The sequence below is a fragment of the Streptomyces sp. Ag109_O5-10 genome, from assembly GCF_900105755.1.
In the GTDB taxonomy this organism is placed as follows: Bacteria; Actinomycetota; Actinomycetes; order Streptomycetales; family Streptomycetaceae; genus Streptomyces.
Map to the genome: position 1 here is coordinate 5,551,194 of NZ_FNTQ01000001.1, position 26,526 is coordinate 5,577,719.

The 26,526-nt window shown below is 71.6% G+C and carries 30 protein-coding genes; 14 read left to right on the plus strand and 16 right to left on the minus strand.

The features are described 5' to 3' along the window. Positions 1-191 precede the first annotated feature (191 nt). The 3 genes from BLW82_RS25460 to BLW82_RS25470 all read right to left on the minus strand — a co-directional run bounded on the left by BLW82_RS25460 (position 192) and on the right by BLW82_RS25470 (position 2,010). Positions 192-914 carry a 4'-phosphopantetheinyl transferase family protein gene (locus BLW82_RS25460; protein ID WP_093502071.1) on the minus strand — a complete coding sequence of 241 codons (723 nt, stop codon included), beginning with the start codon at positions 912-914 and terminating at the stop codon, positions 192-194. A 286-nt stretch (positions 915-1,200) separates the two neighbouring features. Continuing rightward, positions 1,201-1,461 carry a hypothetical protein gene (locus BLW82_RS25465; protein WP_256215954.1) on the minus strand — a complete coding sequence of 87 codons (261 nt, stop codon included), beginning with the start codon at positions 1,459-1,461 and terminating at the stop codon, positions 1,201-1,203. Between the two features lie 147 nt (positions 1,462-1,608). Then, positions 1,609-2,010, minus strand: coding sequence for a helix-turn-helix domain-containing protein (locus BLW82_RS25470; RefSeq protein ID WP_093502075.1), 402 nt, complete (start codon positions 2,008-2,010; stop codon positions 1,609-1,611). 231 nt (positions 2,011-2,241) lie between these two features. Between BLW82_RS25470 and BLW82_RS25475 the strand changes: the two genes are divergently transcribed. The 6 genes from BLW82_RS25475 to BLW82_RS25500 all read left to right on the plus strand — a co-directional run bounded on the left by BLW82_RS25475 (position 2,242) and on the right by BLW82_RS25500 (position 7,940). Next, positions 2,242-2,457 carry a hypothetical protein gene (locus BLW82_RS25475; RefSeq protein ID WP_177233064.1) on the plus strand — a complete coding sequence of 72 codons (216 nt, stop codon included), beginning with the start codon at positions 2,242-2,244 and terminating at the stop codon, positions 2,455-2,457. A 75-nt stretch (positions 2,458-2,532) separates the two neighbouring features. Further along, positions 2,533-2,751 carry a hypothetical protein gene (locus BLW82_RS25480; protein ID WP_093502077.1) on the plus strand — a complete coding sequence of 73 codons (219 nt, stop codon included), beginning with the start codon at positions 2,533-2,535 and terminating at the stop codon, positions 2,749-2,751. 89 nt (positions 2,752-2,840) lie between these two features. Next, positions 2,841-4,754, plus strand: coding sequence for a zinc metalloprotease (locus BLW82_RS25485; protein WP_093502079.1), 1,914 nt, complete (start codon positions 2,841-2,843; stop codon positions 4,752-4,754). Positions 4,755-4,798: 44 nt separating this feature from the next. Beyond that, on the plus strand, positions 4,799-5,473 hold the full coding sequence (locus BLW82_RS25490) for a hypothetical protein (protein WP_093502081.1): 675 nt from the start codon (positions 4,799-4,801) through the stop codon (positions 5,471-5,473). 235 nt (positions 5,474-5,708) lie between these two features. Then, positions 5,709-6,887, plus strand: a complete 1,179-nt coding sequence (locus tag BLW82_RS25495) for a 4-hydroxybenzoate 3-monooxygenase (protein ID WP_093502083.1) — start codon at positions 5,709-5,711, stop codon at positions 6,885-6,887. Between the two features lie 195 nt (positions 6,888-7,082). Continuing rightward, entirely contained in the window at positions 7,083-7,940 is an 858-nt protein-coding gene (locus BLW82_RS25500; protein ID WP_093502085.1) for a Bax inhibitor-1/YccA family protein, read from the plus strand. A gap of 72 nt (positions 7,941-8,012) precedes the next feature. On the opposite strand, the gene BLW82_RS25505 is transcribed toward BLW82_RS25500, so the two are convergent. After that, a complete protein-coding gene (locus tag BLW82_RS25505; RefSeq protein WP_093502087.1) occupies positions 8,013-8,243 on the minus strand; it encodes a DUF4287 domain-containing protein in 231 nt (76 codons plus the stop codon). 118 nt (positions 8,244-8,361) lie between these two features. Between BLW82_RS25505 and BLW82_RS25510 the strand changes: the two genes are divergently transcribed. Beyond that, positions 8,362-8,673, plus strand: a complete 312-nt coding sequence (locus BLW82_RS25510; protein ID WP_093502089.1) for a hypothetical protein — start codon at positions 8,362-8,364, stop codon at positions 8,671-8,673. A gap of 146 nt (positions 8,674-8,819) precedes the next feature. On the opposite strand, the gene BLW82_RS25515 is transcribed toward BLW82_RS25510, so the two are convergent. From BLW82_RS25515 to BLW82_RS25525, 3 genes are all read right to left on the minus strand, one after another. Beyond that, positions 8,820-9,602: a hypothetical protein gene (locus BLW82_RS25515; protein WP_093502091.1), complete on the minus strand. Its 783-nt coding sequence runs from the start codon at positions 9,600-9,602 to the stop codon at positions 8,820-8,822. A gap of 293 nt (positions 9,603-9,895) precedes the next feature. Further along, positions 9,896-11,116: an acetyl-CoA C-acetyltransferase gene (locus BLW82_RS25520; protein WP_093502093.1), complete on the minus strand. Its 1,221-nt coding sequence runs from the start codon at positions 11,114-11,116 to the stop codon at positions 9,896-9,898. Positions 11,117-11,343: 227 nt separating this feature from the next. After that, on the minus strand, positions 11,344-12,396 hold the full coding sequence (locus tag BLW82_RS25525; RefSeq protein ID WP_177233065.1) for an SGNH/GDSL hydrolase family protein: 1,053 nt from the start codon (positions 12,394-12,396) through the stop codon (positions 11,344-11,346). A gap of 150 nt (positions 12,397-12,546) precedes the next feature. On the opposite strand from BLW82_RS25525, the gene BLW82_RS25530 reads away from it, so the two are divergent. Beyond that, complete coding sequence (locus BLW82_RS25530; RefSeq protein ID WP_093502095.1) at positions 12,547-13,938, plus strand: cystathionine beta-synthase; 1,392 nt, start codon at positions 12,547-12,549, stop codon at positions 13,936-13,938. Between the two features lie 316 nt (positions 13,939-14,254). On the opposite strand, the gene BLW82_RS25535 is transcribed toward BLW82_RS25530, so the two are convergent. After that, positions 14,255-15,133: a helix-turn-helix transcriptional regulator gene (locus BLW82_RS25535; protein ID WP_093502097.1), complete on the minus strand. Its 879-nt coding sequence runs from the start codon at positions 15,131-15,133 to the stop codon at positions 14,255-14,257. A 147-nt stretch (positions 15,134-15,280) separates the two neighbouring features. Between BLW82_RS25535 and BLW82_RS25540 the strand changes: the two genes are divergently transcribed. Next, a complete protein-coding gene (locus tag BLW82_RS25540) occupies positions 15,281-16,042 on the plus strand; it encodes an SDR family oxidoreductase (RefSeq protein WP_093502099.1) in 762 nt (253 codons plus the stop codon). Positions 16,043-16,063: 21 nt separating this feature from the next. On the opposite strand, the gene BLW82_RS25545 is transcribed toward BLW82_RS25540, so the two are convergent. Both BLW82_RS25545 and BLW82_RS25550 read right to left on the minus strand, forming a co-directional pair. After that, positions 16,064-16,477, minus strand: a complete 414-nt coding sequence (locus tag BLW82_RS25545) for a hypothetical protein (protein ID WP_093502101.1) — start codon at positions 16,475-16,477, stop codon at positions 16,064-16,066. A 72-nt stretch (positions 16,478-16,549) separates the two neighbouring features. Beyond that, positions 16,550-17,173 (minus strand): carbonic anhydrase, encoded by a 624-nt coding sequence (locus BLW82_RS25550; RefSeq protein ID WP_093502103.1) that lies wholly within the window; start codon positions 17,171-17,173, stop codon positions 16,550-16,552. Positions 17,174-18,123: 950 nt separating this feature from the next. Between BLW82_RS25550 and BLW82_RS25555 the strand changes: the two genes are divergently transcribed. Continuing rightward, a complete protein-coding gene (locus BLW82_RS25555; protein WP_093502105.1) occupies positions 18,124-18,768 on the plus strand; it encodes a ScbR family autoregulator-binding transcription factor in 645 nt (214 codons plus the stop codon). 100 nt (positions 18,769-18,868) lie between these two features. Then, on the plus strand, positions 18,869-19,111 hold the full coding sequence (locus BLW82_RS25560) for an oxidoreductase C-terminal domain-containing protein (protein WP_371131401.1): 243 nt from the start codon (positions 18,869-18,871) through the stop codon (positions 19,109-19,111). Between the two features lie 46 nt (positions 19,112-19,157). Here BLW82_RS25560 and BLW82_RS25565 read toward each other — a convergent pair whose 3' ends face one another. From BLW82_RS25565 to BLW82_RS25580, 4 genes are read right to left on the minus strand one after another with little or no spacing between them, the layout of a single operon-like run. Further along, the gene (locus BLW82_RS25565) at positions 19,158-20,087 is read right to left on the minus strand and encodes an ABC transporter substrate-binding protein (RefSeq protein WP_093502107.1); all 930 of its coding nucleotides are present in this window, start codon (positions 20,085-20,087) and stop codon (positions 19,158-19,160) included. Positions 20,088-20,098: 11 nt separating this feature from the next. Then, entirely contained in the window at positions 20,099-20,761 is a 663-nt protein-coding gene (locus tag BLW82_RS25570) for an ABC transporter permease (RefSeq protein WP_093502108.1), read from the minus strand. Between the two features lies 1 nt (position 20,762). After that, entirely contained in the window at positions 20,763-21,404 is a 642-nt protein-coding gene (locus tag BLW82_RS25575) for an ABC transporter permease (protein ID WP_093502111.1), read from the minus strand. Beyond that, the gene (locus BLW82_RS25580) at positions 21,401-22,438 is read right to left on the minus strand and encodes an ABC transporter ATP-binding protein (RefSeq protein ID WP_093508261.1); all 1,038 of its coding nucleotides are present in this window, start codon (positions 22,436-22,438) and stop codon (positions 21,401-21,403) included. The genes BLW82_RS25575 and BLW82_RS25580 overlap by 4 nt, the downstream gene beginning before the upstream one ends. A 141-nt stretch (positions 22,439-22,579) precedes the next feature. On the opposite strand from BLW82_RS25580, the gene BLW82_RS25585 reads away from it, so the two are divergent. From BLW82_RS25585 to BLW82_RS25595, 3 genes are all read left to right on the plus strand, one after another. Next, on the plus strand, positions 22,580-24,088 hold the full coding sequence (locus BLW82_RS25585; protein ID WP_093502112.1) for an aromatic amino acid ammonia-lyase: 1,509 nt from the start codon (positions 22,580-22,582) through the stop codon (positions 24,086-24,088). Beyond that, positions 24,085-24,927, plus strand: a complete 843-nt coding sequence (locus BLW82_RS25590; protein WP_093502114.1) for a MurR/RpiR family transcriptional regulator — start codon at positions 24,085-24,087, stop codon at positions 24,925-24,927. The genes BLW82_RS25585 and BLW82_RS25590 overlap by 4 nt, the downstream gene beginning before the upstream one ends. A gap of 95 nt (positions 24,928-25,022) precedes the next feature. After that, the gene (locus BLW82_RS25595) at positions 25,023-25,625 is read left to right on the plus strand and encodes a hypothetical protein (protein ID WP_093502116.1); all 603 of its coding nucleotides are present in this window, start codon (positions 25,023-25,025) and stop codon (positions 25,623-25,625) included. Positions 25,626-25,632: 7 nt separating this feature from the next. Here BLW82_RS25595 and BLW82_RS25600 read toward each other — a convergent pair whose 3' ends face one another. Both BLW82_RS25600 and BLW82_RS25605 read right to left on the minus strand, forming a co-directional pair. Beyond that, complete coding sequence (locus BLW82_RS25600; protein ID WP_093502118.1) at positions 25,633-26,007, minus strand: roadblock/LC7 domain-containing protein; 375 nt, start codon at positions 26,005-26,007, stop codon at positions 25,633-25,635. 16 nt (positions 26,008-26,023) lie between these two features. After that, positions 26,024-26,524 (minus strand): roadblock/LC7 domain-containing protein, encoded by a 501-nt coding sequence (locus BLW82_RS25605; protein WP_093502120.1) that lies wholly within the window; start codon positions 26,522-26,524, stop codon positions 26,024-26,026. Positions 26,525-26,526: the final 2 nt, after the last annotated feature.

Below are 26,526 nucleotides of genomic sequence, written 5' to 3' on the forward strand. Positions count from 1 at the left end.
CCATAGCGGTGAATCGTGTTCTGGATTATCAGGGCGACGTGCAACCCAGCACTGTTCGGCTGAGTTCCCAATGTAAAACTCCTTTGAACAAGTCTCAGAACCGGTGCGTCAATTGAGGCGCCCGGTTTTCGGCAGCGGTAGGCCGTCGACGTGTCGTATTGAGTATGAACAAATGATGAACGAGAAACAGGTCAGGCGGCCTGTGCGGCGGGACCCGGACTCGCTGATTCCGCGGAGAATGCGATGGCGGACCGGTGATCCTCACCGGCGGGCAGGTCCTGGACCACCCAGGTGTCCGTGGGACACCCGCTGACGCTGTGCCGGACCAGCGCACGAGGCTCTGCAGGCCTGACGTCGAGACGGCCCAGTGCCGCCTCGATGCCGATTCCGCTCGCCTTGGTCACGGCTTCTTTTCTCGTCCAGCAGCGGAGGAACTCCGTCTGCTGCAGCCGTTCGGTCGGCAGTTCGGCCAGGAACGACCGTTCGCTGCGGGTCAGGACGGCCTCCGTCAAGCGCCCGACACGCACCGGACGCAGCATCTCGATGTCGGCCCCGATCCGCATCCCGTCGGCGGCCGTACACAGCCAGTAGGGCCCTGACCTGGACAGACTCAGCTCCCAGGAGGTCCGTGGCCGTCGGATGAACGGGCGTCCGTGGCCGGGTGCGCCGCAGCCAGGACAGGCGTGCCGGCCGAAGCGGATCTCCCCGGCGGCGCAGTCCAGGAGTTCCCCGAACAGCCGGCGGACCGCCGCGTGCGCGGCGGCGTAGCGCGCTCCGCGAACGTTGTCACGGAAAGTTGCATACCTGGCCATCTCCGCTGGTTCGAGAAGGGCGAGGTCGCGGATGTCGATTTCGTCGGCCGCCCGGCCCGAACGGACCAGGACGCGGCCGTCGAGTTCCAGGGCGACCGTCATCGTCGCCGCCCTCGCATCAAGGCATCCCTGACAAACGACGGCATACCCTCGTGCTGCCTCGCCATGTGACTCCCCCGTTGAGTGCTAGCGCAGGTAGTTCGATATCGCGATCATATGAACAGTTGTCGGCATTGGCAAGGGCAAAGAACGCGCCACTCATGGCCGCGTCGGCTATGCTGTCATTCTTTACGGCGCCCTTAATCGCTACTGTGATAAAGAGCGTGACCTTGGAACTAACAATTCGGATTCCCGCCGCGCGTGACGTGCCGGCCGCGCGCCGAGGGGCTCACCCCTCGTAGACGGTCAGGACCGCCCCGTCCACCTCGACGCGGCGGCCCGCGCGCATGCCGTTGCGGCGCAGGGCGCGCAGGCACTCCTCGAAGAGCGCGAGTTCGGCCGGGTCCAGGATGGCGGCGGCCAGGTCCAGGAGTTCGGTGACCGAGGTGTCGGTCAGGACCTCGGGCAGTTCCCCGGAGAGCAGGACGACGGACTCGCCGTCGGGTTTGCGGACCACGGCCGTCGCCGGTCCGCCGTGCACGAACAACACATGTCCCCCTGAGAGCCCGTGGTCGTGCGGCTCTCGCGTCTCCCGGGCAGTGAGGCAGAGACTAGCGGCGGATCTTGAGGCTTTCGTGCGGAGTTGGATTCTTTTTCCGACTTGACGGAAGAGTGCCCGGGAAGGGTCCGGCGGCGCTCACTTCTCGCGGGGCGCGCGGTCCAGCAGCGACTCGACGAGCGCCGTGACGTGCCGGCGGTCGTCGGCCGACAGTTTCTGGACACTGGCGATGAGCAGCGCGACCTCGGGGTCGGCGGCGCCGGCGTCCGCGGAGCCGTCCGCGCCGGCGGCCGGCGAGGTGTCGTACACGTGGATCCCGCAGGCCTCGGCGGCCGCGCGGCGCACCGCCTCGAGCGGGAGCTCCAGGCCCTTGGCCAGGCCCTCCAGGGTGGTGGCCTGGGGCATGCGGACCACGCGCTCGGTGGTGGCCAGGTGGTGGACGGTGGAGCGGGGGATGCCGCCGCGCCGTGCCACGTCGCCGTAGGACCAGCCCTTGCGGTCGAGGTGCTCGCGGATCAACTGCTGCAGTGCGTTGGCCACTGACCGTCACTTCCTGCTCGCCGCCTGCGGGGTCCTGCCATGTCGCGGCCGATTCTACGGGCGGGTAGGCGTTCGGCCGAGAGGGTGATTTTCCGAAGGGGTTGCGCGGCGGGTTCCCGAGCCCGTAGTGTCCAATCTCGTTGGACAGCACGTCCGACCAGATTGGACAGAGTCCGGGGGGAACCTGACTCGTTCCGATCGGAAATGTCTATCCCTGAGGGGGAAATGATCATGATGGACGCCCATGAGCTCGAGGCCGAGTCCGCGGAGCTGCTGCCGGGTCGTGAGGCCCTGGGCAAGCTGAAGTTCGGCTTCGGCAAGACGGTCAACGTCACCAAGCACGTCGCCAACATCAGCGCCGCCAACGAGTCCGCCGCGCTGAACGACCACTCGTCGTGGTCGGTGGCCGACTCCGGCGCCGCCCAGACCATCAGCGTCCACCAGTAGTACCGCCCTGGCGCACGGCGCCGGCACCGAGATCGACCTCAACCTCACCGCACACGAAACGAAGGGACATCCGTCATGAGCATGGACATGAACGAGCTGGAGAACGAGTCCGCCGAGCTGCTCCCGGGCCGTGAGGCCCTCGGCCGCCTGAAGTTCAGCTTCGGCAAGACGGTCAACGTCACCAAGCACATCGCGAACATCGAGGCGTCCAACCAGTCCGCCGCGCTGAACGACCACAGCGCCTGGTCGTCCGCCGAGTCGTCGGCCGCCCAGACGATCAGCGTCACCCAGTAGTTCCCAGGAGCGCCACCGCCGTCGCCCCGGCGGTGGCGCTCCCGGCGGTTCGGGGGGGAACACATCGGGGATCCGGGGGGAGACCACACATGACGGTGCTCGGGGACGGAGCCGCCGCACTCTACGACACGGGCCCGGTGCCCGGACCCGGCGGCTGGCCGGTGACCTACGAGCAGGTGGCGACGGGCACCCTGCCGGTGGTCGACCCGCCGTCGCCGGTCCCGAGGCTCAGCGCGGGGCTGCGGCTGCACGGCGAGTACCAGGGGTCGGGGTTCACCGAGCCCAAGTACATCGCCCGTCGGGGGGACGGGCAGGTCGTGCAGCTGTCCAGACTGCTGTACCTGGTGGCGTCGTCGGTCGACGGCGTCCGCGATGCCGAGGCCATCGCGCACCGGGTCAGCGCCCGCTTCGGACGCGAGGTCAGCGGCGAGAACATCCGCTACCTCGTCGAGAAGAAGCTGGAACCGCTGGGCGTGACGGTCCCGGAGGGCCAGGAGGACGACGAGGTCGACGCCCCGCGCTCCGACCTGCTGCTCGCCCTCAAGGGCCACCGGGTCATCTTCAACGAGAAGCGGACGGCGAAGATCGCGCGTTCGCTGGCGTGGCTGCACCGGCCGGCCGTGGTCGCGCTGGTGCTCGGCTCGGCGATAGCCATGGACGTCTGGCTGTTCGGGTACTTCGGGGCGATCGAGCCCGTCCTGGAGGTGCTCGACCAGCCGGTCCTGATCCTCGTCGTCTTCGTGCTCACCGTGGCCTCCCTCGTCTTCCACGAGTTCGGACACGCCTCCGCGTGCAGATACGGAGGAGCCCGGCCCGGCTGCATCGGGTGCGGGCTCTTCCTCATCTGGCCCTCGATGTACACCGACGTCACCGACGTCTACCGGATCGGACGGAGCGGCCGGCTCCGCACCGACCTGGGCGGCGTCTACTTCAACGTCGTCTTCATGCTGGCGATGGCCGGCGCCTACTTCGCCACCGGGGCCCAGTTCTTCCTGGCCACGGTGTATCTCGGGCACTTCGAGATCATGGAACAGTTGATGCCGGCCGTACGGCTGGACGGCTACTACATCCTCGGCGACCTGGCCGGGGTCCCGGACCTGTACGGCAAGATCAAGCCGATCCTGCTGGGCCTGGTGCCGGGACCGAGGGGGGACCGGGCACGTCAGGAGGTCGCCGGGCTGAAGAAGTCGGCGCGGGCCATCGTCGCCACCTGGGTGCTGACGATGGTCCCGCTGATCATCGGCGAACTCGGGTACGCGCTGTGGAACCTGCCGCGCATCCTCACCACGATGACCCGCTCGCTGACCGAGCAACTCCTCGGCACCGGCGGTGCGTTCGTGCACGGCCAGGTGGTCGAGGGGCTGGTCGGGACGATCGGCTGCGTGATGCTGCTGTGCCCGATGGCCGGTGTCGTCTACCTGTCCGTGAAGATGGGCGGCCGGATCTTCCGCGCCGCGCAGCGTTCCACGGCGGGCCGGCCGAGGCTCCGGCTGGCGATCTGCGCCCTCGCCCTCGCCGGGCTCACCGGGCTCAGCTACGCCTGGGTGTCGGGGGTGACCCCGAAGCCGCTGCCCAAGCAGCCGCCGATCGCCCCCATCCTCCAGCCGGGGGTGCCGACCACGGAACCGCCGCCGGCCCGGCAGGCCTCGACCCCGGACCGCCCGGCGGACTCCGGCGCCCCCTCGGACACCGTGTCCGGTGGGCCGTCCGGCCAGGCCGGAGCGAGTGCCGGGCCCTCGGCCGGGGAGACCCCGCGCGGCGCGTCCGCCTCGGCGTCGCCCTCCGCCTCCGTGCCCGGCAGCCCCGGGCAGACCGGCCCCACCAAGTCGCAGGCGCCCGCCAGTGGGGGGCCGGTCACCGAGCCGGTGTCCTCGCCGCCGGAGAGCGTTCCGGCGTCGCCGACGCCCACTCCGTCGGAGAGCGTCCCGGTGTCCCCGACCCCCAGCCCGTCCCCGCCGCCGGCCACCGACCCGCCGCCGAGCCCGGCCCCGGCCACGTCCTGACAGGCCGTCTCGAACAATCTTCCGCAGGAGCACAGGAGCACTCCATGAGCAGTCACCGAAAAACCCGCACCACCCCAGGTCCGCTCACCCGGCGCGCCGTCCGGATCGGCCTGTTCGCCGCCGGGGTCGCCGGGGCGGCCACCGCCGTACCCGCGCAGGCGGCCACCGCGGCCCCGCACGCCGCGGTCGTCTCCGACCACGTCTTCAGCCACGCCGACCGCGGGCACCACACCCAGATCCGGGACTCCTTCACGGTCCGCCAGTTCGGCACCGTGAACGCCGCCGGCGTGCGCAACCAGGCCAACGCCGTCTCGGCGGGCTGCTCGGCGGACGACCACTGCCGCTCGGTGGCCCTCTCCTTCCAGATCGTCACGATCGCCGGGGAGCACACCCACCTGAACGCCGTGAACCTCAGCGACGCCGCCAACAAGGAGTGCACGGGCTGTCAGACCCTCGCCGGGGCCTACCAGTTCGTGGTCTCCACGCCGACCGCGCTGCGCTTCGACAGGGCCACCCAGAACAAGCTGGCGGACATCCACCGCCGGCTCGACGCGCTGACCCGCTCCACCCTGCCCGCCGACGAACTGCGCACGAAGGCCGACGGGCTCGCCGCCGAGGTCACCGCCGTCCTGCACGACGCGGTCGCGAACGCCCCGAAGGGCGACCCGGGCAAGGACGTCACCCTCCACCGCCACCTGGACGGCTGGCCGGGTCACTGACCCGTCCCGCAGGTTCCCGCACACCGGCCGCCGGGCCCACGACCGCCTTCCGCGGACCCGGCGGCCGGCCGCGTGCGCCGCGCCGACATCGGGCGCGTCCATTGACATCGGGCGCGTCCATTGACATGGGGTATGACCGGACGGAGACTCAGGGGAACAATGTGAAGTAAATTTCACCAGGCGAACAATGGTGAGCACTGGCGAACACCGGGACGAACGTCGAAGGGAACCACCGATGCGCACCACCGTCGGCATCATCGGAGCCGGACCCGCCGGGCTCCTCCTCGCGCGGCTGCTGCACAACGCGGGCATCGACTCGGTCGTCCTGGAGAGCCGCGACCGCTCCTACGTCGAGCACCGCCAGCGCGCCGGGATCCTGGAGCAGGGCACGGTGGACGTGCTGCGCGCGGCCGGCGCCGGGGAGCGCATGGACCGCGAGGGACTGCGCCACGACGGCATCGAGCTGCGGTTCGCGAAGCGGCGCCACCGCGTCGACTTCCCGGGCCTCACCGGCGGTCGGTCCGTGACGGTGTACGCCCAGACCGAGGTCTGCAAGGACCTCATCGCCCTCCAGCTCAAGGAGGGCGGCCCACTGCTCTTCGAGGCGGAGGCGCTGGCGGTGGAGGGTGCCGAGAGCGAGCGGCCGCGGATCCGCTACCGGCACGAGGGCCGGGAGGACGTCCTGGAGTGCGACTACGTGGCCGGCTGCGACGGCTTCTGGGGCGTCGCCCGCGCCGCCTTCCCCGAGCCCCTCTCCCGGGTCTTCGAACGCACCTACCCCTACGCCTGGCTGGGCATCCTCGCCGACGTCGCCCCCTCCCACGACGAACTGGTCTACGCCCGCCACGAGCGGGGGTTCGCCCTCCTGTCCATGCGCTCCCCGTCCGTCTCCCGCCTCTACCTCCAGGTCCCCGCCGGCACGGATGCCGGGGACTGGACCGACGAGGCGATCTGGGACGAGCTGGAGCGGCGCTTCGAGACCGACGACGACTGGCGCCTGGAGCGCGGACCGATCACCCAGAAGTCGGTCACACCCATGCGGTCGTACGTCCATGAGCCGATGCGGCACGGCCGGCTCCTGCTCGCCGGGGACGCCGCCCACATCGTGCCGCCCACCGGCGCCAAGGGGCTCAACCTGGCGGTGGGCGACGTCGTGACCCTCGCCCGCGCCCTGGCCCACGAGAGGGAGACGGGCTCCCCGCACCTGCTCGACGCCTACTCGGCGACCTGCCTGCGCCGCGTCTGGCAGGCCGAGCGGTTCTCGTACGACATGACGAGCATGCTCCACCCCGGTCCCGGCGACAGCCCCTTCGACGCCCGGCTCCAGCTGGCCCGGCTCGGCCGGATCGCCTCCTCCCGGGCGGCCGAGACCGACCTGGCGGAGGCGTACACCGGCTTCCCGCTGGACGCCTGAGGGATCTCCGGCCGGTTCCGGTCGTGTTCCGGCTTCGTCATGGAATGAAGCCCTCCGTGGCCGGGAATCAGGGCTCCGCGTAGCGTGTTGCGCAGCACGGTGAGGGAAAGATCCTCCGCAGGTAGTAGGGTCAGACTTTTGCCAATCCATTACTCTTGACGCCAAGGCCGCGCGAGGTGGCCATGGAGGAGTGAAATGAGGAGCAGCAACCCGGTCTTCTCGCGACGGGGGTTCAGCCGCGACAACGGCTACGCGGGCTTCAACACCGCGCCGCAGGCCGGGTACGCACAGGGCAACCCGTACGCGCAGAACCCGTACGCGAACAACCCGTACGCCCAGCAGGACCTCCAGCAGGGCGCCCCGCCGCAGGCGCCGGCCACCACCGGCCGGATGACGATGGACGACGTCGTCATGCGCTCGGGCATGACGCTCGGCACGGTCGCCGTCGGCGCGATCCTCGCCTGGGCGCTGCTGCCGATCTCGGCCACCAGCTACGGCCTGGCCGTCGGTTCGGCGATCGTCGCGTTCGTCCTGGCCATGATCCAGAGCTTCAAGCGCACCCCGGTGCCCGCGCTGATCCTGGCATACGCCGCCTTCGAGGGCGTCTTCCTCGGCGTCATCAGCGAGATGTACAACAGCCAGTGGAGCGGTGCCCCGTTCCAGGCGGTGCTCGGCACCCTGGCGGTCTCGGCCGCGACGCTGCTGGTCTACAAGGCCGGCTGGATCCGCGTCACCGCCCGCTACGCCCGCATCGGCATGGCCATCGCCATCGCCTTCGTGCTGGTCATGGCGGTCAACCTGCTGCTGGTCGCGTTCGGCGTCGCCGACAACGGCGGACTGCGCAGCTTCGGCCCGCTCGGCGCGATCGTCGGCATCATCGCGATCCTGCTCGGCGCGTTCTTCCTGACCCTCGACTTCAAGCAGATCGAGGACGGCATCGCCTACGGCGCCCCGAAGAACGAGGCCTGGCTGGCCGCGTTCGGCCTCACCATGACGCTGGTGTGGATCTACATCGAGATGCTGCGCCTGGTGGCGATCTTCAGCAGGGACTAGCCGCGCCAGGAGAAGTGAGAAGGGCCCCGGGGCACCGCCCCGGGGCCCTTCGCCGTCTGTGTGCGTGCGCGCCTAGAGAAGTTTGCGCGCGGCCCTCCTCAGGTCGTACTCGTGGATCAACGCCTTCGCGTGGCCGTACGCGAGGTTGTGCTCGTGGCGGAGCCAGCTGACCTTCTCCTCGAAGCGGAAGAGGGCCGGGCCTTCGTCGACGGTACGCAGCCAGTCGGACACTTCACGACCGGTGCAGTGGGGGATGCGGGCGAGCATGTTGCGATGGGTCTCCTCGGAGAAGACTTGGGACATCGGCGCCTCCGGTGCGCAAAGGGGGTTGTAGCCGGTCCTTCACGTCACCGTGCCTGAGTGTTGGCGTGTTGGCAACAGTCGTGACAGGACAGCCGGTGGCACGCGTTACGCTCACGGCGTGGTTGATACGACGCCTCTGACCCGTGCCGTGGAACACTTCGCCGACAAGCTGAGGGCGGCACCGCAGAGCCGGCTGCAGCGGGGCGCCGCTGCGGAGGCGCTGGGACTGGCGAGGGAGTTGGCCCGCTGGGCGCAGGCCGTCGAGGAGCCGGGCGCGGAGAGCCGGGAGATGCCGGACGCGGGGATGTTCGCGGTGGCCGACCAAATCACGGTGGCCGGGAACGACTTGGCGGTGGTGCTGAAGAACGACGCCGAGGTGGGGGATGCGGTGCGCCTGGTGGCGGAGGCGCAGAAAAGAGCGGGGGTGTGAGGCGGCGGCGCGTGGTCGGGTGCGACGCCGTCGTGGTCGCTCGCGCAGTTCCCCGCGCCCCTGACGGGGCGCACTGGAGCGCCCCTTTTCAGGGGCGCGGGGAACGGCGCGACAAGCCCCCACGCACCCGCGCCCGACATCGCACGTCAGAGCGACGCTATGACCCGGTCCGCCAGGATGTACACGTTCTCTTCCCCGCACGCGAACGTCAGCGTGTAGGCGCCGGAGATCCCGGAGCCGCCCAGCAGGTACGGCGTCTCGCCCGCGCCCAGCGCCGCGGCCAGCCGTTCCGCCGTCTCCCGGTGCCCCGGCGTCATGCACAGGGTCGTGCCGTCGGCGAAGACGTAGACGTCCAGCGTGCCCAGCGGGCCCGGGCGGACGTCGGAGAGCTCGACCTGGGACTCGGCCAGCTGCTCCAGCGTCGCGACCGTACGCTCGTGGTCGTTCACCACCGGCGACTGCACCGGTACGAAGTCCGGATGGGACGGGTGACGGCGGCGGGCCGCCGCCAGTTCGGGGGACTCCCCGGCGAACTCGTCGCTGTCCGCGGTCGGCTCGGCGACCGGTTCCAGACCCACGAAGTCCGTCTGCCGGGGCAGGAACGGCTCGCCGTCCGCCAGGCCCAGCAGTGACGGCGCGTCGGAGGCGTCACGCGCCTCCTGCGCGGCCCAGAAGGCACGTGCCTCGGCCAGCTCCCGCTCCCGCTCCTCGGCCAGCGCCTCCGCCACGGCGGCGCGTATCTCCTCGGCGTCGGCATGGCTGCGAGCCGCCGGCATGAGGGCGCGCAGCGTCGCGGCCTGGTTCTGGGCAAGCTGGGTGTGCAGCTCGGCGACCTGACGGCGCAGCTTCAGTACGGTGCGCAGGACAGCGACGCCCACGGCGCCCGTGGCGGCCGTGGTGAGCAGCAAGGCGATCGGCATGGCGCTCACTGACGTACTCCCGGTTCAAAGTCGACCCCCGACTTCCTACATCAGCTTGAAGGGTGGACTATCAAGCTGTCAGTGCGTAACGTCACGAAACGGACAGGACTTTGGTCCTGGCGTTTACCTGGACAGCTACGCTGACCTGCGGTGATACCCCCCAGGAGGGAGATACGTCACATCCTGGGGGAGATTGGATCACAAATCGGCCCGGCGTTCGGGGTTTTCTCGAACACCGGGCCGCGATGTCACGGTGGGTCCCGTGACGGTCACTCAGGGATGAAGCGGGGGCCGTGCGGGACTCAGCTGAGACGCTCGATGACCATCGCCATGCCCTGGCCGCCGCCGACGCACATCGTCTCCAGGCCGAACTGCTTGTCGTGGAACTGGAGGGAGTTGATGAGCGTGCCGGTGATGCGGGCGCCGGTCATGCCGAAGGGGTGGCCGACGGCGATGGCGCCGCCGTTCACGTTCAGCTTCTCCAGCGGGATGTTCAGGTCGCGGTAGGAGGGGATCACCTGGGCGGCGAACGCCTCGTTGATCTCGACCAGGTCGATGTCGTCGATGGTGAGACCGGCGCGGCTCAGGGCCTGCTTGCTCGCCTCCACCGGGCCGAGGCCCATGATCTCGGGGGAGAGGCCGGTGACACCGGTGGACACGATGCGGGCGAGCGGGGTCAGGCCCAGCTCGCGGGCCTTGGTGTCGCTCATGATGATCACGGCGGCGGCGCCGTCGTTGAGCGGGCAGCAGTTGCCGGCGGTGACCAGGCCGTCGGGGCGGAAGACCGGCTTCAGGCCGGCGACGCCCTCCAGGGTGACGCCGGCGCGCGGGCCGTCGTCCTTGCTGACGACCGTGCCGTCGGGGAGGGTGACCGGGGTGATCTCGCGCTCCCAGAAGCCGTTCTTGATGGCTTCCTCGGCGAGGTTCTGGGAACGGACGCCGAACTCGTCCATGTCCTGGCGGGTGACGCCCTTGATGCGGGCCAGGTTCTCGGCGGTCTGGCCCATCGCGATGTACGGGTCGGGGAGCAGGCCGTCCTCGCGCGGGTCGTGCCAGGTGGACCCGGTCGACGCGGCGGTGGCGGCGGTACGCGCCTGGGCCTCGGCGAAGATCGGGTTCGTGGTGTCCGGGAGGCCGTCGGAGCTGCCCTTGGCGTAGCGGGAGACCATCTCGACGCCGGCCGAGATGAAGACGTCGCCCTCGCCGGCCTTGATGGCGTGCAGGGCCATGCGGCTGGTCTGCAGGGACGAGGAACAGTAGCGGGTGATCGTGGTGCCGGGCAGGAAGTCCATGCCCATCTGCACGGCGACGATCCGGCCGAGGTTGTAGCCCTGCTCGCCGCCGGGGAGACCGCAGCCGAGCATCAGGTCGTCGATGTCGTGCGGGTCCAGCTCGGGGACCTTGGCGAGGGCGGCCTGGATGATCGTCGCGGTGAGGTCGTCGGGGCGCAGGTCCTTCAGGGAGCCCTTGACGGCACGGCCGATCGGGGAACGGGCGGTCGAGACGATGACGGCTTCGGGCATCACGGCTCCAATGAGGGGGTTGGCAGGGCCGCTTCGGAAGTTACCTGTACGTAAGTCATCGGTCACCGGTGTCGGAGTGTGACACTGACCGCACTTTCTAAGCGCTTGCTTTGTGGCTGCCGGGGGGAGGTGGGTCCGTGCGGGTCCGGTGGGGGCCGGTCGCGCAGTTCCCCGCGCCCCCTTACGGGGCGCTGTCCAGCCGCCCCCTGTCAGCGTCCCCGTCACCCCTAGTCGGTCGTACCCGCCCTCGACCTCGCCTCTTCGGAAGCGGGGTCGGACGGGAGGGGCTCCACCTGCTGGCGCCGGCGGCGTTTCAGCAGGGCCCACGGTCCGCGCGGGCCCGTCGGCATCGCCGCCGTGACCTCCGTGCCGGCCTCGGCCGCGGCCTCCGCCGCGGCCCGGGCGACCGGCAGGAAGCCCTCGCGGCGCGTGACGTCGGGACGCTCCTCCTCGGCCGGCCACAGGCCCAGGGCCGCGCAGACCGTCGGCAGCACCGCCATCGCCGCCGTGGCGTACCCCTCCGCCGAGGGGTGGAAGCTGTCGGGGCCGAACAGCTCGCGCGGATGGGCCGCGAACTCGGGGCCGAGCAGGTCGCCCAGCGACACCGTGCGGCCGCCCTGCTCCACCGTCCCGATGGTCTGGGCCGCCGCCAGCTGCCGGGACGCCCGCCGGGCCAGCCAGCGCAGGGGCTGCCGTACCGGCTCGATCGTGCCCAGGTCGGGGCAGGTGCCGACCACCACCTCCGCCCCCGCCGTGCGCAGCCGGCGGACGGCCGCCGAGAGGTGGCGGACGGAGCGGGTCGGCGGCATCCGGCGGGTGACGTCGTTGGCGCCGATCATGATCACGCAGACGTCGGGGACGGGCGAGGCCGTGCCCAGCACCAGGGCGACCTGGCGGTCCAGGTCGTCGGACTGAGCCCCGGGGAGCGCCACGTTGCTGAGCACCACCGGGCGCTCCGCGACCGCGGCGAGGCCGGACGCCAGCAGCGCGCCCGGGGTCTGGGCGGCGCGGTGCACGCCCTGCCCGGCGGCCGTGGAGTCGCCGAGCATGGTCAGTCGGATGGGCGGCTCACCTGAGGCGCCGTAACCGTCGCCGTAGCGGCCGTCCGCCACCGGCACCCGGCCGCCGCTGGTGCCGTTGTGCACTGCCGTCCTGGCCATCCGCACCTCGGCCAGCACCAGGCCCACCGCGGCCGCGCCGACCAGACCGACCCCGCCACCGCCGTACGCCGCCCCGGCCGCGATCCGCCGGGCCACCCGCGCCCTCGACATGTTCGTCATGCGTCGCCGCCACCTCCTCGTTGCCGCTCATCCACTCCTTGCCCCGTACAGCCCGTGCGTCAATCTCAACGGGGAGTGAACCTCCGGAGCGGGGCCTTAGGCTGGCGGCACAAACAGGACCACATCTTTTGCAAGCAACCGGAGACAACGGTGCGATTCCACGACTCGATGATCAGCCTCGTCGGCAACACCCCGCTGGTGCGGCTCAACAGCGTCACCCAGGGCATCCAGGCCACCGTGCTCGCCAAGGTCGAGTACTTCAACCCGGGCGGGTCCGTGAAGGACCGCATCGCGCTGCGGATGATCGAGGCCGCGGAGAAGAGCGGCGAGCTGCAGCCGGGCGGGACCATCGTCGAGCCGACCAGCGGGAACACCGGCGTGGGCCTGGCGATCGTGGCCCAGCAGAAGGGGTACAAGTGCATCTTCGTGTGCCCCGACAAGGTGAGCACCGACAAGATCAACGTGCTGCGGGCGTACGGCGCCGAGGTCGTGGTCTGCCCCACCGCCGTCGACCCGGAGCACCCGGACTCGTACTACAACGTCTCCGACCGGCTGGTCCGCGAGACGCCCGGCGCGTGGAAGCCGGACCAGTACTCCAACCCGAACAACCCCCTTTCGCACTATCACTCGACCGGCCCCGAGCTGTGGGAGCAGACGGAGGGGAAGATCACCCATTTCGTGGCGGGCGTGGGGACCGGCGGCACCATCTCCGGCACCGGGCGCTACCTGAAGGACGCCAGTGACGGCCGGGTACAGGTCATCGGTGCCGACCCGGAGGGCTCCGTCTACTCCGGCGGGTCGGGCCGCCCGTACCTCGTCGAGGGCGTGGGCGAGGACTTCTGGCCGACCGCCTACGACCGGACCGTCGCCGACGAGATCGTCGCGGTGTCGGACAAGGACTCCTTCCAGATGACCCGGCGGCTGGCGAAGGAGGAGGGCCTGCTGGTCGGCGGCTCCTGTGGGATGGCCGTCGTGGCCGCGCTGCGGGTGGCCGAGCGGCTCGGCCCGGACGACGTGGTCGTCGTCCTGCTGCCGGACAGCGGCCGTGGCTACCTCAGCAAGATCTTCAACGACGAGTGGATGGCCGACTACGGCTTCCTGGAGGACGAGGGCCCCAGCGCCCGCGTCGCCGACGTCCTGAGCGACAAGGCCGCCGGGACCATCCCCTCCCTCGTCCACATGCACCCGGACGAGACCGTCGGGCAGGCCATCGACGTGCTGCGCGAGTACGGCGTCTCGCAGATGCCCGTCGTCAAGCCGGGCGCCGGCCACCCGGACGTGATGGCCGCCGAGGTCGTCGGCTCGGTCGTCGAACGCGAGCTGCTCGACGCGCTGTTCAGCAAGCGCGCCTCCCTGGAGGACCCGCTGGAGAAGCACATGTGCGCCCCGCTGCCCCAGGTCGGCTCCGGCGAGCCGGTCGGGGACCTGATGACGGTGCTGGGCGCGGCCGACGCCGCGATCGTCCTCGTCGAGGGCAAGCCCACCGGCGTCATCAGCCGGCAGGACCTGCTGGCCTTTCTCGCCAAGGGCGGCAAGCAGTAGCGAACGTCCGGTGAACGGCCCGTGACACCGCGGAACTTGCCGTTCCCCGTCCGCGTGGTGGACTTCGCGGAAGTGGTACGAGCGTGTCACGTGCGCGCAGCACCCGCTTAACACGGGTCCGGCAGATTAGTGGATGTCGGCAGGGCGGGAGCGGCTCCCCGCCCCGGCCGGCACCGAACGTCCAAGGACCTCCGGAGCGGCTCCCGGACCTCCATGGACGCCCGGACGTGAGACCCGGCCCTGACCCGGTCCACGTCTCTCGCGGGGACCGCCGTCGTCCCGCCCCCCTTCTAGGGGGTGCGGCGGTCCCCGCGCATTACATTTCCCGGTTCACTTCCGGCCTACGCGTCGTTGTCCAACTCCCCAGCAGTGCCAGCCGTTCCGCCGTCTCCGAGCCCGGCTCCGGGGTGTACGCCACGATCGTCTGGTCCGGGTCGGTCGGGACCGTGAGGGTCTCGTAGGGGAGGGTCAGCAGGCCCGCCACCGGATGCTGGATGCGTTTCGTGCCGTACGCGCACTCCCTGACCTCGTGGTCCGCCCACAGCCGGCGGAAGTCCGCGCTCTTCAGGGAGAGCTCGCCGACCAGCGCGGCCATGCGGGGGTCGTCGGGGTGGCGGCCCGCGTCGATGCGCAGGTTGGCGACGGTCTGGGCGGCGACGGCGGCCCAGTCGGGGTAGAAGCCCGCGGCCGCGGGGCCGAGGAAGACCTGGCGCGGGATGTTCCGCTCGGCCGGGGCCAGGGCGCTGAACCCGTTCACCGCGTCGCCGAGCGCGTTCCAGGCCAGCACGTCCATCCGGCGGCCCAGCACGAACGCGGGCGTCCGCTCCATGCCGTCCAGCAGCAGCTGTACGCCGGGGCGGACGCGGGGCCGGGCCGGGCGCGCGGTGCTGCCCTTCCTGTGCGGCCGGGCCACCGTCAGCAGGTAGGCGTGCTCGGTCTCGTTCAGGCGCAGGACGCGGGCGATGGCGTCCAGGACCGCGTCCGACACTCCCCCGGACTTCGTCCGGGAGGGGCCCCCAGGCCCGCGCCCCTGCTCCAGGCGGATGTAGTAGTCGACGCTGACTCCCGCCAGCTGCGCCACCTCCTCGCGGCGCAGGCCGGGTACGCGGCGCCGCCCGTGCGAGGTCAGCCCCACCTCCTCGGGCTGGATGCGGGCGCGGCGCGAGCGCAGGAAGTCTCCGAGTTCCCCGTCCATGGGTTCGATCGTAGGGGAACCGCGTCCTTCCAACCTGGTTCTGCCAGACCCAGGAAAAGCTCAGCCCTGGGTAGGCCGCCCGGCTCCGGCGAGTGTGGAGACACGCCACCGGGGCGGACCCGGCGGCACTTCACCAGGGAGTACCTCATGTCGTACGACAACCTGTCCGGCCGTACCGCCGTCGTCACCGGCGCCGCCAGCGGGATCGGGGCGGCCGTGGCCCTCCGGCTCGCGGAGTCGGGCGCCCGGGTGGCGCTGCTCGCCCGGCGCGCGGACCGGCTGGAGACGGTCGTGGCGAAGATCCGGGCGAACGGCGGGGAGGCCCTCGCCGTGGTCGCCGACGTCACCGACGACGCCTCCGTGCAGGCGGCGGCCGACGCCGTGCACGCGGCCTACGGACGCGTCGACCTCGTCGTCAACAACGCCGGCGTCATGCTGCCCAACCCCGTCGACGACGGCCGTATCGACGAGTGGCAGCGCATGCTCGACACCAACGTGACCGGTGTGCTGCGAGTGCTGCGCGCCTTCACCGGGGACCTGGTGGCGGCCGCGGCCGAGGGCCGTACCGCCGACCTCGTCAACGTGTCGTCCATCGGCGCCCACCTCGTCTTCCCCACCTTCGCGGTGTACGGCGCCACCAAGGCCGCCGTCACCTTCCTCTCGCAGTCCCTGCGCGCCGAGTTCGGGCCGCGTGACGTGCGGGTCACCAACGTCGAGCCCGGTCTGACGGACACCGAGCTCGGCACCCACATCGAGGGCGAGGAGCTGCGCGAGCAGGTGGCGGGCATGTTCGACGGGATGGGCGCGCTGGCCGCCGAGGACCTCGCCGACCTGGTCGGCTACGTGGTGAGCCGCCCCCGCAACGTCAACCTGCGGCAGGTCGTCGTCCAGCCGACCCGGCAGGTGTGAGGCGGTCCGGTGCCGTGCCGGTCAGTCTCCCCGGCCGCGGCCGTCCCGCTGGAACAGGCCGGGGTTGAGACGGACGGCCTGGGTCGCGTTGACGCCGACGATGCCGATCCAGGTGACGATCACCCCCGTCACGCCGCCGAACGCGCCGCTGATCGCGGAGAGCGGGATCGCCAGCACCAGCGACACGATCCCGAAGCCGAAGCGCTCGCCCCAGGAGTCGGTGCCCCTGGTCCGGCCCGCACCCCGGGCGGCCTGCATCTGCTGCTCGGCCAGGCCCCTGCGCAGCCCGCGCTCCACCGCGGTGTCGATGCGCCGGTCGATCTTCTCCAGGAACGAGTCGACCAGTTCCGACTCGTACTCCGGCCCCAGGTCCCTGCGGGCGTGCAGGGTGGCGGCGAGGTCCTTCTTCAGCTCGGTGTCGTGAACGTCCGTCATGGCGTCCACCGTAGGGGCCCAGAAAGCCCGTCGCACTGGGGAAATCCCCCGCATCCGGCGGGGGGACCGCCCTCAGGGCAGCAGCGACACCAGCCCGCTGCCGGCGTCGAGCCGGGCCGCGACCACCGAAGCCCCCGCGAACCCGGGATCCGCCCGGATCGCGTCCCGCGCCCACATCGTCTGGGCCCGCATGGCGTGCTCGGCCCAGTCACCGGGCAGCGCCCTGGTGCGGCGGGCGGCCGGTGCGATCTCGTCGACGAGGAGTTCCAGGTGACCGGGGACGGGCGCGCCGGTGCGCAGCCGGGCCAGGGTGGCGGCGACGGCCCCGCAGCCCTCGTGGCCGAGGACCACGACCAGCGGGACGCGCAGTTCCTGCACGCCGTACTGGAGGGAACCGAGCACCGCCTCGTCCAGCACCTGCCCGGCCGTCCGCATGGTCAGCAGGTCGCCGAGCTCCTGGTCGAAGACCAGTTCCGGGGCGGTCCCGGAGTCCACGCAGCCGAGCACCACCGCGAACGGGGCCGGTGCGGCGGCCCGGCCGCGGCGGACGCGGCCGGTGGCGTACCGCCGGTTGCCCTGGAGCAGTTCGTCGAGGGCCGCGCTCGCCGAGTCGGGGACGACGGCCGCCGGTGCGAGGGCGACGGCCGGCGCGCCGACGGCGGTGGCCGTCGGAAGGGCCGTGGGGTTCGGGGCCATGACGCTTCCTCAGGTGCTGGCGCTGATGATGGCCATCACTCTACGCGGCGGAAACATTACGTTCTGTCTCGATTTAAGGAGCCTTGGCCGGATCATCGACCGCGCGATACCCGGCGGCGACGCCCGCCGGGCCAGGGGGTTCCGCCGTTTTCGAGGGGACGTCAGGGGATGGCCCGGGACACAGGACGCCGTATCGTCGCCGTGTCCCCCGGCCCGGAAGACCCCATGCGGGAGGCGGCCGCGCCGACGGCCTGACCGACCCGCCGGATCCCGCCGCCGGGAACGCGCGACAGGGGCCCCGCTCCCCGCGGGGAGGCGGCCCCTGTCGTACCCGGCCGGTCAGGGGGCGATCTCGAAGTCGTCCAGCGCCGACAGCGCCGGCAGGTGGATGCCGCGGGCCCGGCCGCGTTCGGCGGGTGCGCCCACGACTCCCACCCGGATCCGGTCCGCCACGGTGCAACCTCTTTCGCATACGTAGGGTTCGGCCGATCCTCGCAGCCGGTGGCCGCGCGGAGAATGCGGCGGAGCGCGACCGGTGGCCCGGTCACGCTGCGGCCGGTTGACGTGACGTCAGACAGGGGCGTTCGCCGCCGCGGCGTCGGCCGCGGCCGGTGCCCCGGCGGGGGCCTCCTTGGCGTCCCTGAGCACGAAGAGGGCGACCGCGCGGGGGACTGACTGAAGGAAGAGCTCCGGAGCGCCGAACGACGCGGATTCTCTCTGGTCAAGGAGAGGGGGAGGGCGCGTCGATACCCTCTGAGAGCGTGTCTGACCTGCGCAGATGTCGAGATGAACGTACTGGAGGGCGGGAGGAACGTCGCGAAAAACAGTACCAGTTAGTTGGTTTTTTGTGTGAGGGGAGGGCAAACTCAGGACCAGGAGCGGGCCGTGATCTGCCTGAGGGGAGGACGACGCGGCGACAGCTCGGGTCACGTAGTGAAGGGGTTGGATCCATGGCCAGGCAGGAACGCGCGGAGGTCACCCGCGCCGCCATCCTGGAAGGCGCCGCGCGCGCCTTCGATGCGGAGGGGTACCACGGCACGACCCTCGGCGACATCGTCAAGGAATCCGGGGTGACCAAGGGCGCTCTCTACTTCCACTTCACGTCGAAAGAGGAGCTCGCCCAGGTCCTCATCGACGAGCAGTTCTCCGTCCTGGACTCCGCCGCGGACGTGGGCGGCCTGGGCGTGCAGTCCGTCATCGACATACTCCACCGCATGGCGCGGCAGTTGGTGGAGAACGTCCAGGTGCGCGCGGGCATCCGGCTGGTCACCGACCAGAGTTCCAAGACCGGAATCGTCAGCGAGCCGTACACGAAGTGGATCGACGTCTTCCGTAAGTGCCTGGTCGAGGCCCAGCAGCGTGGGGACGTCAAGGCCGACATCGACTGCGAGCCGGTGGCCGCGCTGATCGTCGGCTCCTGGACCGGACTCCAGCTCAGCTCCCAGGTGCTGTCCGGCCGTGCGGATCTGCCCGAGCGGACGACCCTCATGTGGCAGTTGCTGCTGCCCAGCATCGTGCCGCCGCGCCGGCTGGCCCGTTTCCACCCCGAGGGCAGCGACCGCGTCCTCGAACGGCTCCCGGCGGCCGGCGAGTAGGGCCGCCGTCATCGCCCTCACCCCGCCGGACAGGGCGCCGGCGCCTCCGTGCGACAGGCGTCGGCCCGCGGACGGGTCCTGCAGTACGCGGGCCACGCCGGTGCCGGGGAACACCCTGACGCTGCGCGGTACGTCGGGCGGCGGGGACGGCTGGAGCGTGTGCCGGCTGCGCGGCGACCGGCTGACGGCCGTGCTGGCCGTGGACCGGCCCCGGGACCTCGCGCAGGCCAGGCGCCTGATCACCGCCGCGACCCCGGTCGATCCGGGCCGGATCGCGGACCCGGACGCCCCGCTGAAGACGGCGGCACGCGCGGCGGTCGGCGAGGCGGTGGGGGCGGTGTGAGCACGGCGGGTGCCCGTGCCCCGCCCGCCGGCCCGCGCGTTCCCCGTCAGGCCAGCCCGTGCTGCTTCGCGTAGGCGGCCGCCACGTCCTCCGGGTCCTTCTTGTCGTTGTCCACCTGGCTGTTGAGCTGGGTGAGCTGCTCGGTGGTGAGGACGTTGCCGAGCTCGGCCAGCGCCTTGCGGACGGTGTCGTCGGCCTTGCGGTCGGCGATCAGCGGGACGATGTGCTGACTGGGGATCAGGTTCTTCGGGTCGGCGAGCACCACCCAGTCGTTGGCCGCGATGTCGGTGTCGGTGGTGAACAGGTTCGCCACGTCCACGTCGCCCTTCTTCAGCGCGCCCTTGACCAGCGGCCCGTCCGAGTCGAGCGACTTGAACTCCTTGAACTCGACGCCGTACACCTCCTGGAGGCCGACCGCGCCCACCCGGCGCTTCTTCACCTCGGGCGCGGCCCCGATGACCAGCTTGCCGTTCTGCCTGGCCAGGTCGGCGAGGGAGGTCAGGCCGTACTTCCGCGCGGTGGCCCGGGTGACGACGAAGCAGTCGGAGTCGGCGGCCTGCCCGTACGGCAGCACCTGGAGCCCGGCCGGCAGCGCCAGGGTGAGCGCGTTCTGCATGGTGCCCGGTTCGGCGGAGGCGTCCTTCGGGGCGAGGTAGTTGAGGAGGGCGCCCTGGTACTCGGGCAGCAGGTCGATGTCGCCGGCCTTGAGCGCGGGGATCACGATCTCCCGGGTGCCGAGGTTGGGGCGGACCTTCACCTTCACGCCGGCCTTCTCCAGCACGGCCGCGTAGAGGTAGCCGAGCACCTGGTTCTCGGTGAAGTTGGCGGTGCCGATGGTGATGCCGCCCTTGCTGGAGCCGCCGCCGGCGGTCGAGCCGCTGCTCTCGTTCAGGGAGGTGATGCCGCTGGAGCAGGCGGCGAGGGCGGGGACGGAACCGGCGGCGAGCAGGCCACCGAGGAGGGTACGACGGTTCATGGGCGGGTTCCCTAGGCGGTGCGGTGGCGGAAGAGGAAGCGCTGCAGGCTGCTCAGCAGCAGGTCGAGGACGACGGCGACGAGCGCGACGAGGACCGCGCCGCCGAGCACCTGGACGAGGTCGCGCTGGGCGAGTCCGTCGAAGACGTAGCGGCCCAGGCCGCCGAAGGAGACGTACGCGGCGATGGTGGCGGTGGCCACGACCTGGATGAGCGCGAGGCGCAGGCCCGTCATGATCAGGGGGAGGGCGAGCGGCAGTTCGACGTGGAGGAGGACCTGGTGGCCGCGCATGCCCTGGCCGCGGGCCGCGTCCTTCACGTCCGGGTCGACGGCGGTCATGCCGGCGTAGGTGTTGGTGACGATCGCCGGGACCGCGAGGGCGACCAGCGCCACGTACACCGGCAGCATCGACAGGCCGCCCGCGAGGAAGACCAGCACCACCAGGCCGACGGTCGGCAGGGCGCGGCCGAAGGATGCCAGGTTGATGGCGAGGAACGCGCCCTTGCCGGTGTGGCCGATCAGCAGGCCGATCGGGAGGCCGATCGCGGCCGCGATGAGGGTCGCGAGGAGCGAGTACTGGAGGTGCTCGGCGAGGCGGTGGGCGATGCCGTCCTGCCCGGCCCACTGGGAGCCGCTGGTCAGCCAGGTGCCGAGGTTCTTGAAGAGTTCGAACATGTCAGGCTCGCCTCCGCCGCCACGGGGTCAGTACGTACTGGAGCGCCACCAGCAGCGCGTCCGCGACCACCGCGAGCAGGATCGTGAGGACCACGCCCACGATCACCGGGGTCGGGAAGTCGCGCTGGAAGCCGTCGGTGAAGAGCTGGCCGAGGCCGCCGTCGCCGATGTAGGTGGCGACGCTCACCAGCGAGATGGACATGACCGTGGCGATCCGGACGCCCGCCATGATCACGGGGAGGGCCAGCGGGAGTTCGACGGTGAGGAGGGTGCGCAGCGGGCGGGTGCCCATCGCCTTCGCCGCCTCCTTGGTCTTCGCGGGGACCGAGTCCAGGCCCTCGACCGTGTTCCGCAGCAGGACCACCAGCGTGTAGACGGTCAGGCCGATGACGGTCGTGGTCCGGGTCAGGCCGCTGACCGGGAGCAGCAGCACGAAGATCGCGATCGAGGGGATCGTGAAGAGCACGTTGGACAGGCCGAGCAGGAAGCCGCGCAGCGGGCGGACCCGGTGGGCGAGGACCGCGAGCGGCAGCGAGATCACCAGGCCGAAGAAGACGGCGGTCATGGCGGCCTGGAGGTGGGAGAGGGTGAGGCTGGTGAGGTCGTCGGTGTGGTCGCCGATCCACGACCAGTCGATCGTCATGCCGCCACCACCCGGGCCGCGCTGTGCGCCTGGCCGGCGTGCGCGTGGATGTCGTCGCGGGACGAGACGCCGGTGAGCCTGCCCTCGGCGTCGACGCGGGCGACGAGTCCGGTCGGGGAGGCGATCGACTCGTCGAGCGCCGCGAGCAGGGAGTCGTCGTCGGTCAGCGGCCGGACGGGGAGTTCGGCGTCCTTCGCGGCCCAGTGCAGGGGCCTGCCCGCCGCGTCGAGGACGAGGGTCCAGGTGCCGCCCTGGGGCGCCGGGCCCTGCGGGACCTCGGCGAGGGTCTTCAGGGAGAGCAGCTTCAGGCCGCGCTCGGCGCCGAGGAAGCCCGCCACGAAGTCGTCGGCCGGACGGGCCAGGAGTTCCTCGGGAGGGGCGCACTGGACCAGGTGGCCGCCGGTGCGGAAGATCGCGATCCGGTCGCCGAGCCGGACCGCCTCGTCGACGTCGTGCGTGACGAAGACGATGGTCTTGTTCAACTCCTTCTGGAGCCTGAGCAGTTCGTCCTGGAGTTGGGTGCGCACCACCGGGTCGACGGCCCCGAACGGCTCGTCCATCAGCAGCACGGGCGGGTCGGCGGCGAGCGCGCGGGCCACGCCGACGCGCTGCTGCTGGCCGCCGGAGAGCTGGTGCGGGTAGCGCTTGCCGGCGTCGGCGGCGAGGCCGACGGTCTCCAGGAGTTCGGCGGCGCGGGCGCGGGCCTTCTTCCGGTTCCAGCCGAGCAGCAGCGGGACGGTGGCGACGTTGTCCAGCACCGTGCGGTGCGGGAAGAGGCCGGCCTGCTGGATGACGTACCCGATGGACCGGCGCAGTTCCGCGGCGTCCTGCTCGGTGACGTCCTTGCCGTTCACCCTGATCGTGCCGGAGGTCGGCTCGACCATCCGGTTGATCATCCGCAGGGTGGTGGTCTTGCCGCAACCGGAGGAGCCGACCAGGACGGTGACCCCGCCCTCCGGCATCTCCAGGGAGAGATCGTGAACTGCTGTGGTGCCGTTGGGGAAGCGCTTGTGGACCGCGTCGAACTGGATCATGAGATGTCCCTTGCCCGGCTGCATAACGTCATGCAGAGTTCTCGGTAGGTGAATAGGTTGTCAACGGTCTCGCGTTAATCCGAGGTAACGGATGACCGATGGGCAAGATCGGATGTCCGGATTGAGGGAGGTTTGGGCGTGATGTCGTCTCGTATCGTGGACACTCCTGGAATAGCGCATTCCGGCCTGGTGGTCCTCGACGGCATCGGCATGGGCGTCGAGGACGTCGTCAGCCTCGCCGACGGCACCGCCCGCCCGGTCCCGGGCACCGAGGCGATGCGCCGCGCGGAGGAGTCCTGGAACGCCGCCCGGCAGATCGCCGCGACCGGCCGCGTCTACGGCCGCTCCACCGGCGTCGGCGCCAACCGGAACGAGGACGTGCCCACCGAGGCCGCCGCCGGACACGGGTTGCGGCTGCTGCGCAGCCACGCCGGGGCGATCGGCGACGAACTGCCCGCCCGTCAGGTCCGCGCGATGCTCGCGGTGCGCGCCAACCAGCTGCTGGCCGGCGGTGCCGGGCTGCGGCCGAGCGTGATCACCGCCCTGTGCGAGGCGCTGGAGGCGGGCGCCCACCCGGTCGTCAACGAGTTCGGCTCGGTCGGCACCGGGGACATCGCGGCGCTCGCCCAGATGGGCCTCGCGCTGGCGGGGGAGCACCCCTGGCGGGGCACCGGGGCGCCGGCCGCCCAGCGACTGGACAACAACGACGCCCTCGCCCTGATCAGCAGCAACGCCCTCACCCTCGGCCAGGCGGCGCTCGCCCTGCACGAACTGCGCGGGCTGATCGAGGCCACCCAGGTGGTGGCGGCCCTCTCGCTGCTGGCCGTCGACGGCTCCCACGAGGCGTTCGCGGCGCCCGTGCACGCCGCCCGCCCGCACCGGGGCAGCGTCGAAGTGGCCCGCCGGATGCGGGAGCTGATCGGCGCCGCCGACCGGCCGACCCCGCCGCTCGGCCGGATCCAGGACCCGTACGGCTTCCGCTGCCTGCCCCAGATCCACGGCCCGGCCCACGACGCCGCCGACGCCCTGGAGGGGGTGCTGGCGATCGAGATCAACGCGGCCGCCGAGAACCCCCTCATCTCACCCGAGGACCTGGCCGCCTACCACCACGGCGGCTTCTACCAGGCCCAGCTCGCCCTCGCCCTGGACCACTTCCGGCTCGCCGTCACCCAGGTCGCGCGCCTGTCCACGTCCCGGCTCTCCTCCCTGAACGAGCCCGCCTTCACCCGCCTGCGCCCCTTCCTCGCCGACCACGAGCCCGCCTCCTCCGGCGTGATGATCCTGGAGTACGCCGCCGGCGCCGCCCTCGGCGACCTGCGCGCCTTCTCCGCGCCCGCCTCCCTCGGGCACGCTGTACTCTCCCGAGGCGTCGAGGAACAGGCCAGTTTCGCCTCGCTCGCCGCCCGTCAAACGCTGCGCGCCTGCCGTGCGTACCGTCTGGTGGTCGGCTGCGAACTCGTCGCCGCCGTACGGGCGCTGCGCCAGCGCGAGCTGCGTCCCGACCCCGGGCTCGGGGCGGGACGGGCGCTGGAGCTCGCCGAGGCGGCGCTGGAGGCGGACCCGGCCGACCGGCCGCTCACGGACGACGTCACCGCGGCGGCCGGGCTGCTCGACCGGTTCACGGACATCTGGAGGGGGAGCACGTCATGAACGTGACCGACAGCCCTGCGACTCGCTTGCAGGCGCTCTTCGAGGGGCACCGGCTCACGCCGACCCAGCGGCGCATCGCGCACAGCATGGTGCGGCGCGCCGCCGACGTGCCCTTCCTGTCCAGCGTGGAGCTGGCCGAACTGGCCGGGGTCAGCCAGCCCTCCGTCACCCGGTTCGCGGTCGCCCTCGGCTTCGACGGCTACCCGGCGCTGCGCAAGCACCTGCGCGAGGTGGTCCCCGCCGAACAGGCGGCCGGCAACGGCTCGTACAACGAGTACCAGCAGGCCGTCGAGGCCGAGATCGAGAACCTGAGGCATCTCGCCGAGGTGCTCGCCGACCCCCGCCCGGTGCAGCAGGCCGGCCGGCTGCTGGCCGCCTCCCGGCCGCTGCCGGTCCTCGGCCTGCGCGCCGCCGCCTCGCAGGCGTACGGCTTCGCCTACTTCGCCGCCAAGGTGCATCCGGACGTCCGGCTGCTCAACGAGGGCGGCACGATGATCCACGACCGCATCGACGCGGCCGTCATCGCCGGGGCCTCGGCGCTGCTGTGCTTCGCGCTGCCCCGGCACCCGCGCGAGGTCGTGGACACCCTGGGCTACGCCAAGGAGTCCGGGCTGACCGTCGTGACCGTCGCCGACTCCGCCTTCGCGCCCGTCGCCAAGGTCTCCGACCTGCTGCTGCCGGCCGCCGTCGGCACCGGGCTCGCCTTCGACACCGCGTGCGCGCCGATGCTGCTCGGCCGGGTGCTCCTGGAGGCGATGTGCGACGACCTGCCGGACGCGCAGGCCCGGCTCGAGGAGTTCGACACCCGGGCGGCGACGCGGGGCCTGTTCGTGGAGTGAACCCGCGCCGAAGGCTTCTTTAAGACTCGTCTCACGTTCGCTGGTTAGCGTCCCGCCCTACGGACTGGACCGACACCTGCGAGGAGGCTGCGGACATGGCGCGTGCGGGACGAGAGGGGCGCGGCGGACAGGGCCTGGCCCGGGTGGCCGTGGTCGTACGGGCCGGGGCCGCGCCGCTGTGGTGGTCAGGGGTGTTCGCCGCGGGCGTCGGGGTACTGCCGCCGGGGTTCACCGGACGCCGCGTCGGCGTCATGGCGGGGGCCGCGCTGTTCATCGCCGGCGCCGCCGTCGTGGCGCTCACCCGCCGCAAGCGGTACATCGCCCTGCTGCACGGGGCCGCCCGGGCCGGCAAGCACGACGTGCTCCAGGACCGTGCGGTGACCGTGCGGAACTGGCGCCGGGGGCACCGCTGGTGGCTGCTGCTGGCCTTCGCCGTCGCCCTCGGCTCGGCCTTCGTGGTGCCCGCGGCAGGCGGCATGCTGCTCGCCGGGACCGGCACCGGGCTGCGCCTGAAGGCGGCCTGGCTGGGCCGCCGGGAGCGGGCCGGCGAGCAGCTCGTGTGGCTGCGCGTCGACTGGCTCGACAGGCGCGGCGGCCGTCCGGCGGGCAAGGCCGTCAAGGCGTACCGCGCTACCGGCATCGCGGCGGGCGACGCGGCCCCGGGCGGGGCCCGCCGCCGCACCGCGGCGCTGGTGTGAGGCCCGGTCAGACCTCCAGGTCCTCCTCGATCTTCTTCAGCTGGTGCCGGGCCATCGCCAGGTTGGCGCGGGACTGGTCGAGCACCAGGTAGAGGAAGAGGCCGTTGCCGCCCCGGCCCTTGAGCAGCCGGATCAGGTGGTACGCGTTGGTGAGCGTGATCAGGATGTCCTCGATCTCGCCCTTGAGGCCGAGGTGCTCCATGGTGCGCATCTTGGCGCGGATCACGTCGGTGTTGCCGGCCGCGGCCACGTTCAGGTCGAAGGTCTTGCTGCCGCCCATCGTGCCCAGCGCCATCCCGCTGGTGTAGTCGACGAGCGCGACGCCGGTCGCGCCCTCGATGGAGGTGAGGCACTCTTTCAGGGCGGTTTCGGTGTTGGCCATGACTTTCTGGTTCCTTTCAACTGTCGGTTGCGGTGCGCGCGTCGGTGGTGGTGCTGGTCCGTGGCGTGCGCGTGGTTCTGGTCCGTGTGGCTGTGGCGCGGGCCGGGCGCAGGGCCTTGGCGGCGGCCTCGGCGGCGTCCACCACCTCGCCGATCCGGGCGGCGGCCCGGCGGCCCTCCAGGTGGAGCCGGCCGACGTTCACCCGGTCCTCGGCGAGCAGGGTGAGCACGGCGCTGCGGCCGGCGGCGTAGGTGGCGACGTAGCCGTCCTCGCCGCGCACCAGCAGCTCCCTGAGCTCGCCCTTGCCGGTGGCGTCGGAGACCCGGACGGCGACGCCGAGCTCGGCCGCGGTGAGCGCGGCGAGGCCCTCCGGGTCGACGCCCGGGCAGTCGTGGGCGACGACCAGGCCGTCGACACCGGCCGCGAGGGCGCCGGTGAGCTGGGGCATCCGGGTGCGTAACCGGCGCAGTTCGTCGAGGACGGCCTCTCTGTCGGAGCTGCCGGGTTCTGCCGCCATCA

Bases quoted from the DNA above. Each gene is read 5' to 3' on its own strand.
- BLW82_RS25555 (WP_093502105.1), top strand. From the start codon at position 18,124: ATGGCCAGGCAGGAACGCGCGGAGGTCACCCGCGCCGCCATCCTGGAA.
- BLW82_RS25575 (WP_093502111.1), bottom strand. From the start codon at position 21,404: ATGACGATCGACTGGTCGTGGATCGGCGACCACACCGACGACCTCACC.
- BLW82_RS25495 (WP_093502083.1), top strand. From the start codon at position 5,709: ATGCGCACCACCGTCGGCATCATCGGAGCCGGACCCGCCGGGCTCCTC.
- BLW82_RS25565 (WP_093502107.1), bottom strand. From the start codon at position 20,087: ATGAACCGTCGTACCCTCCTCGGTGGCCTGCTCGCCGCCGGTTCCGTC.
- BLW82_RS25550 (WP_093502103.1), bottom strand. From the start codon at position 17,173: ATGGCCCCGAACCCCACGGCCCTTCCGACGGCCACCGCCGTCGGCGCG.
- BLW82_RS25505 (WP_093502087.1), bottom strand. From the start codon at position 8,243: ATGTCCCAAGTCTTCTCCGAGGAGACCCATCGCAACATGCTCGCCCGC.
- BLW82_RS25525 (WP_177233065.1), bottom strand. From the start codon at position 12,396: ATGACGAACATGTCGAGGGCGCGGGTGGCCCGGCGGATCGCGGCCGGG.
- BLW82_RS25570 (WP_093502108.1), bottom strand. From the start codon at position 20,761: ATGTTCGAACTCTTCAAGAACCTCGGCACCTGGCTGACCAGCGGCTCC.
- BLW82_RS25540 (WP_093502099.1), top strand. From the start codon at position 15,281: ATGTCGTACGACAACCTGTCCGGCCGTACCGCCGTCGTCACCGGCGCC.
- BLW82_RS25520 (WP_093502093.1), bottom strand. From the start codon at position 11,116: ATGCCCGAAGCCGTCATCGTCTCGACCGCCCGTTCCCCGATCGGCCGT.
- BLW82_RS25535 (WP_093502097.1), bottom strand. From the start codon at position 15,133: ATGGACGGGGAACTCGGAGACTTCCTGCGCTCGCGCCGCGCCCGCATC.
- BLW82_RS25460 (WP_093502071.1), bottom strand. From the start codon at position 914: ATGACGGTCGCCCTGGAACTCGACGGCCGCGTCCTGGTCCGTTCGGGC.
- BLW82_RS25600 (WP_093502118.1), bottom strand. From the start codon at position 26,007: ATGGCCAACACCGAAACCGCCCTGAAAGAGTGCCTCACCTCCATCGAG.
- BLW82_RS25475 (WP_177233064.1), top strand. From the start codon at position 2,242: ATGATGGACGCCCATGAGCTCGAGGCCGAGTCCGCGGAGCTGCTGCCG.
- BLW82_RS25605 (WP_093502120.1), bottom strand. From the start codon at position 26,524: ATGGCGGCAGAACCCGGCAGCTCCGACAGAGAGGCCGTCCTCGACGAA.
- BLW82_RS25590 (WP_093502114.1), top strand. From the start codon at position 24,085: ATGAACGTGACCGACAGCCCTGCGACTCGCTTGCAGGCGCTCTTCGAG.
- BLW82_RS25595 (WP_093502116.1), top strand. From the start codon at position 25,023: ATGGCGCGTGCGGGACGAGAGGGGCGCGGCGGACAGGGCCTGGCCCGG.
- BLW82_RS25480 (WP_093502077.1), top strand. From the start codon at position 2,533: ATGAGCATGGACATGAACGAGCTGGAGAACGAGTCCGCCGAGCTGCTC.
- BLW82_RS25490 (WP_093502081.1), top strand. From the start codon at position 4,799: ATGAGCAGTCACCGAAAAACCCGCACCACCCCAGGTCCGCTCACCCGG.
- BLW82_RS25580 (WP_093508261.1), bottom strand. From the start codon at position 22,438: ATGATCCAGTTCGACGCGGTCCACAAGCGCTTCCCCAACGGCACCACA.
- BLW82_RS25485 (WP_093502079.1), top strand. From the start codon at position 2,841: ATGACGGTGCTCGGGGACGGAGCCGCCGCACTCTACGACACGGGCCCG.
- BLW82_RS25500 (WP_093502085.1), top strand. From the start codon at position 7,083: ATGAGGAGCAGCAACCCGGTCTTCTCGCGACGGGGGTTCAGCCGCGAC.
- BLW82_RS25585 (WP_093502112.1), top strand. From the start codon at position 22,580: ATGTCGTCTCGTATCGTGGACACTCCTGGAATAGCGCATTCCGGCCTG.
- BLW82_RS25545 (WP_093502101.1), bottom strand. From the start codon at position 16,477: ATGACGGACGTTCACGACACCGAGCTGAAGAAGGACCTCGCCGCCACC.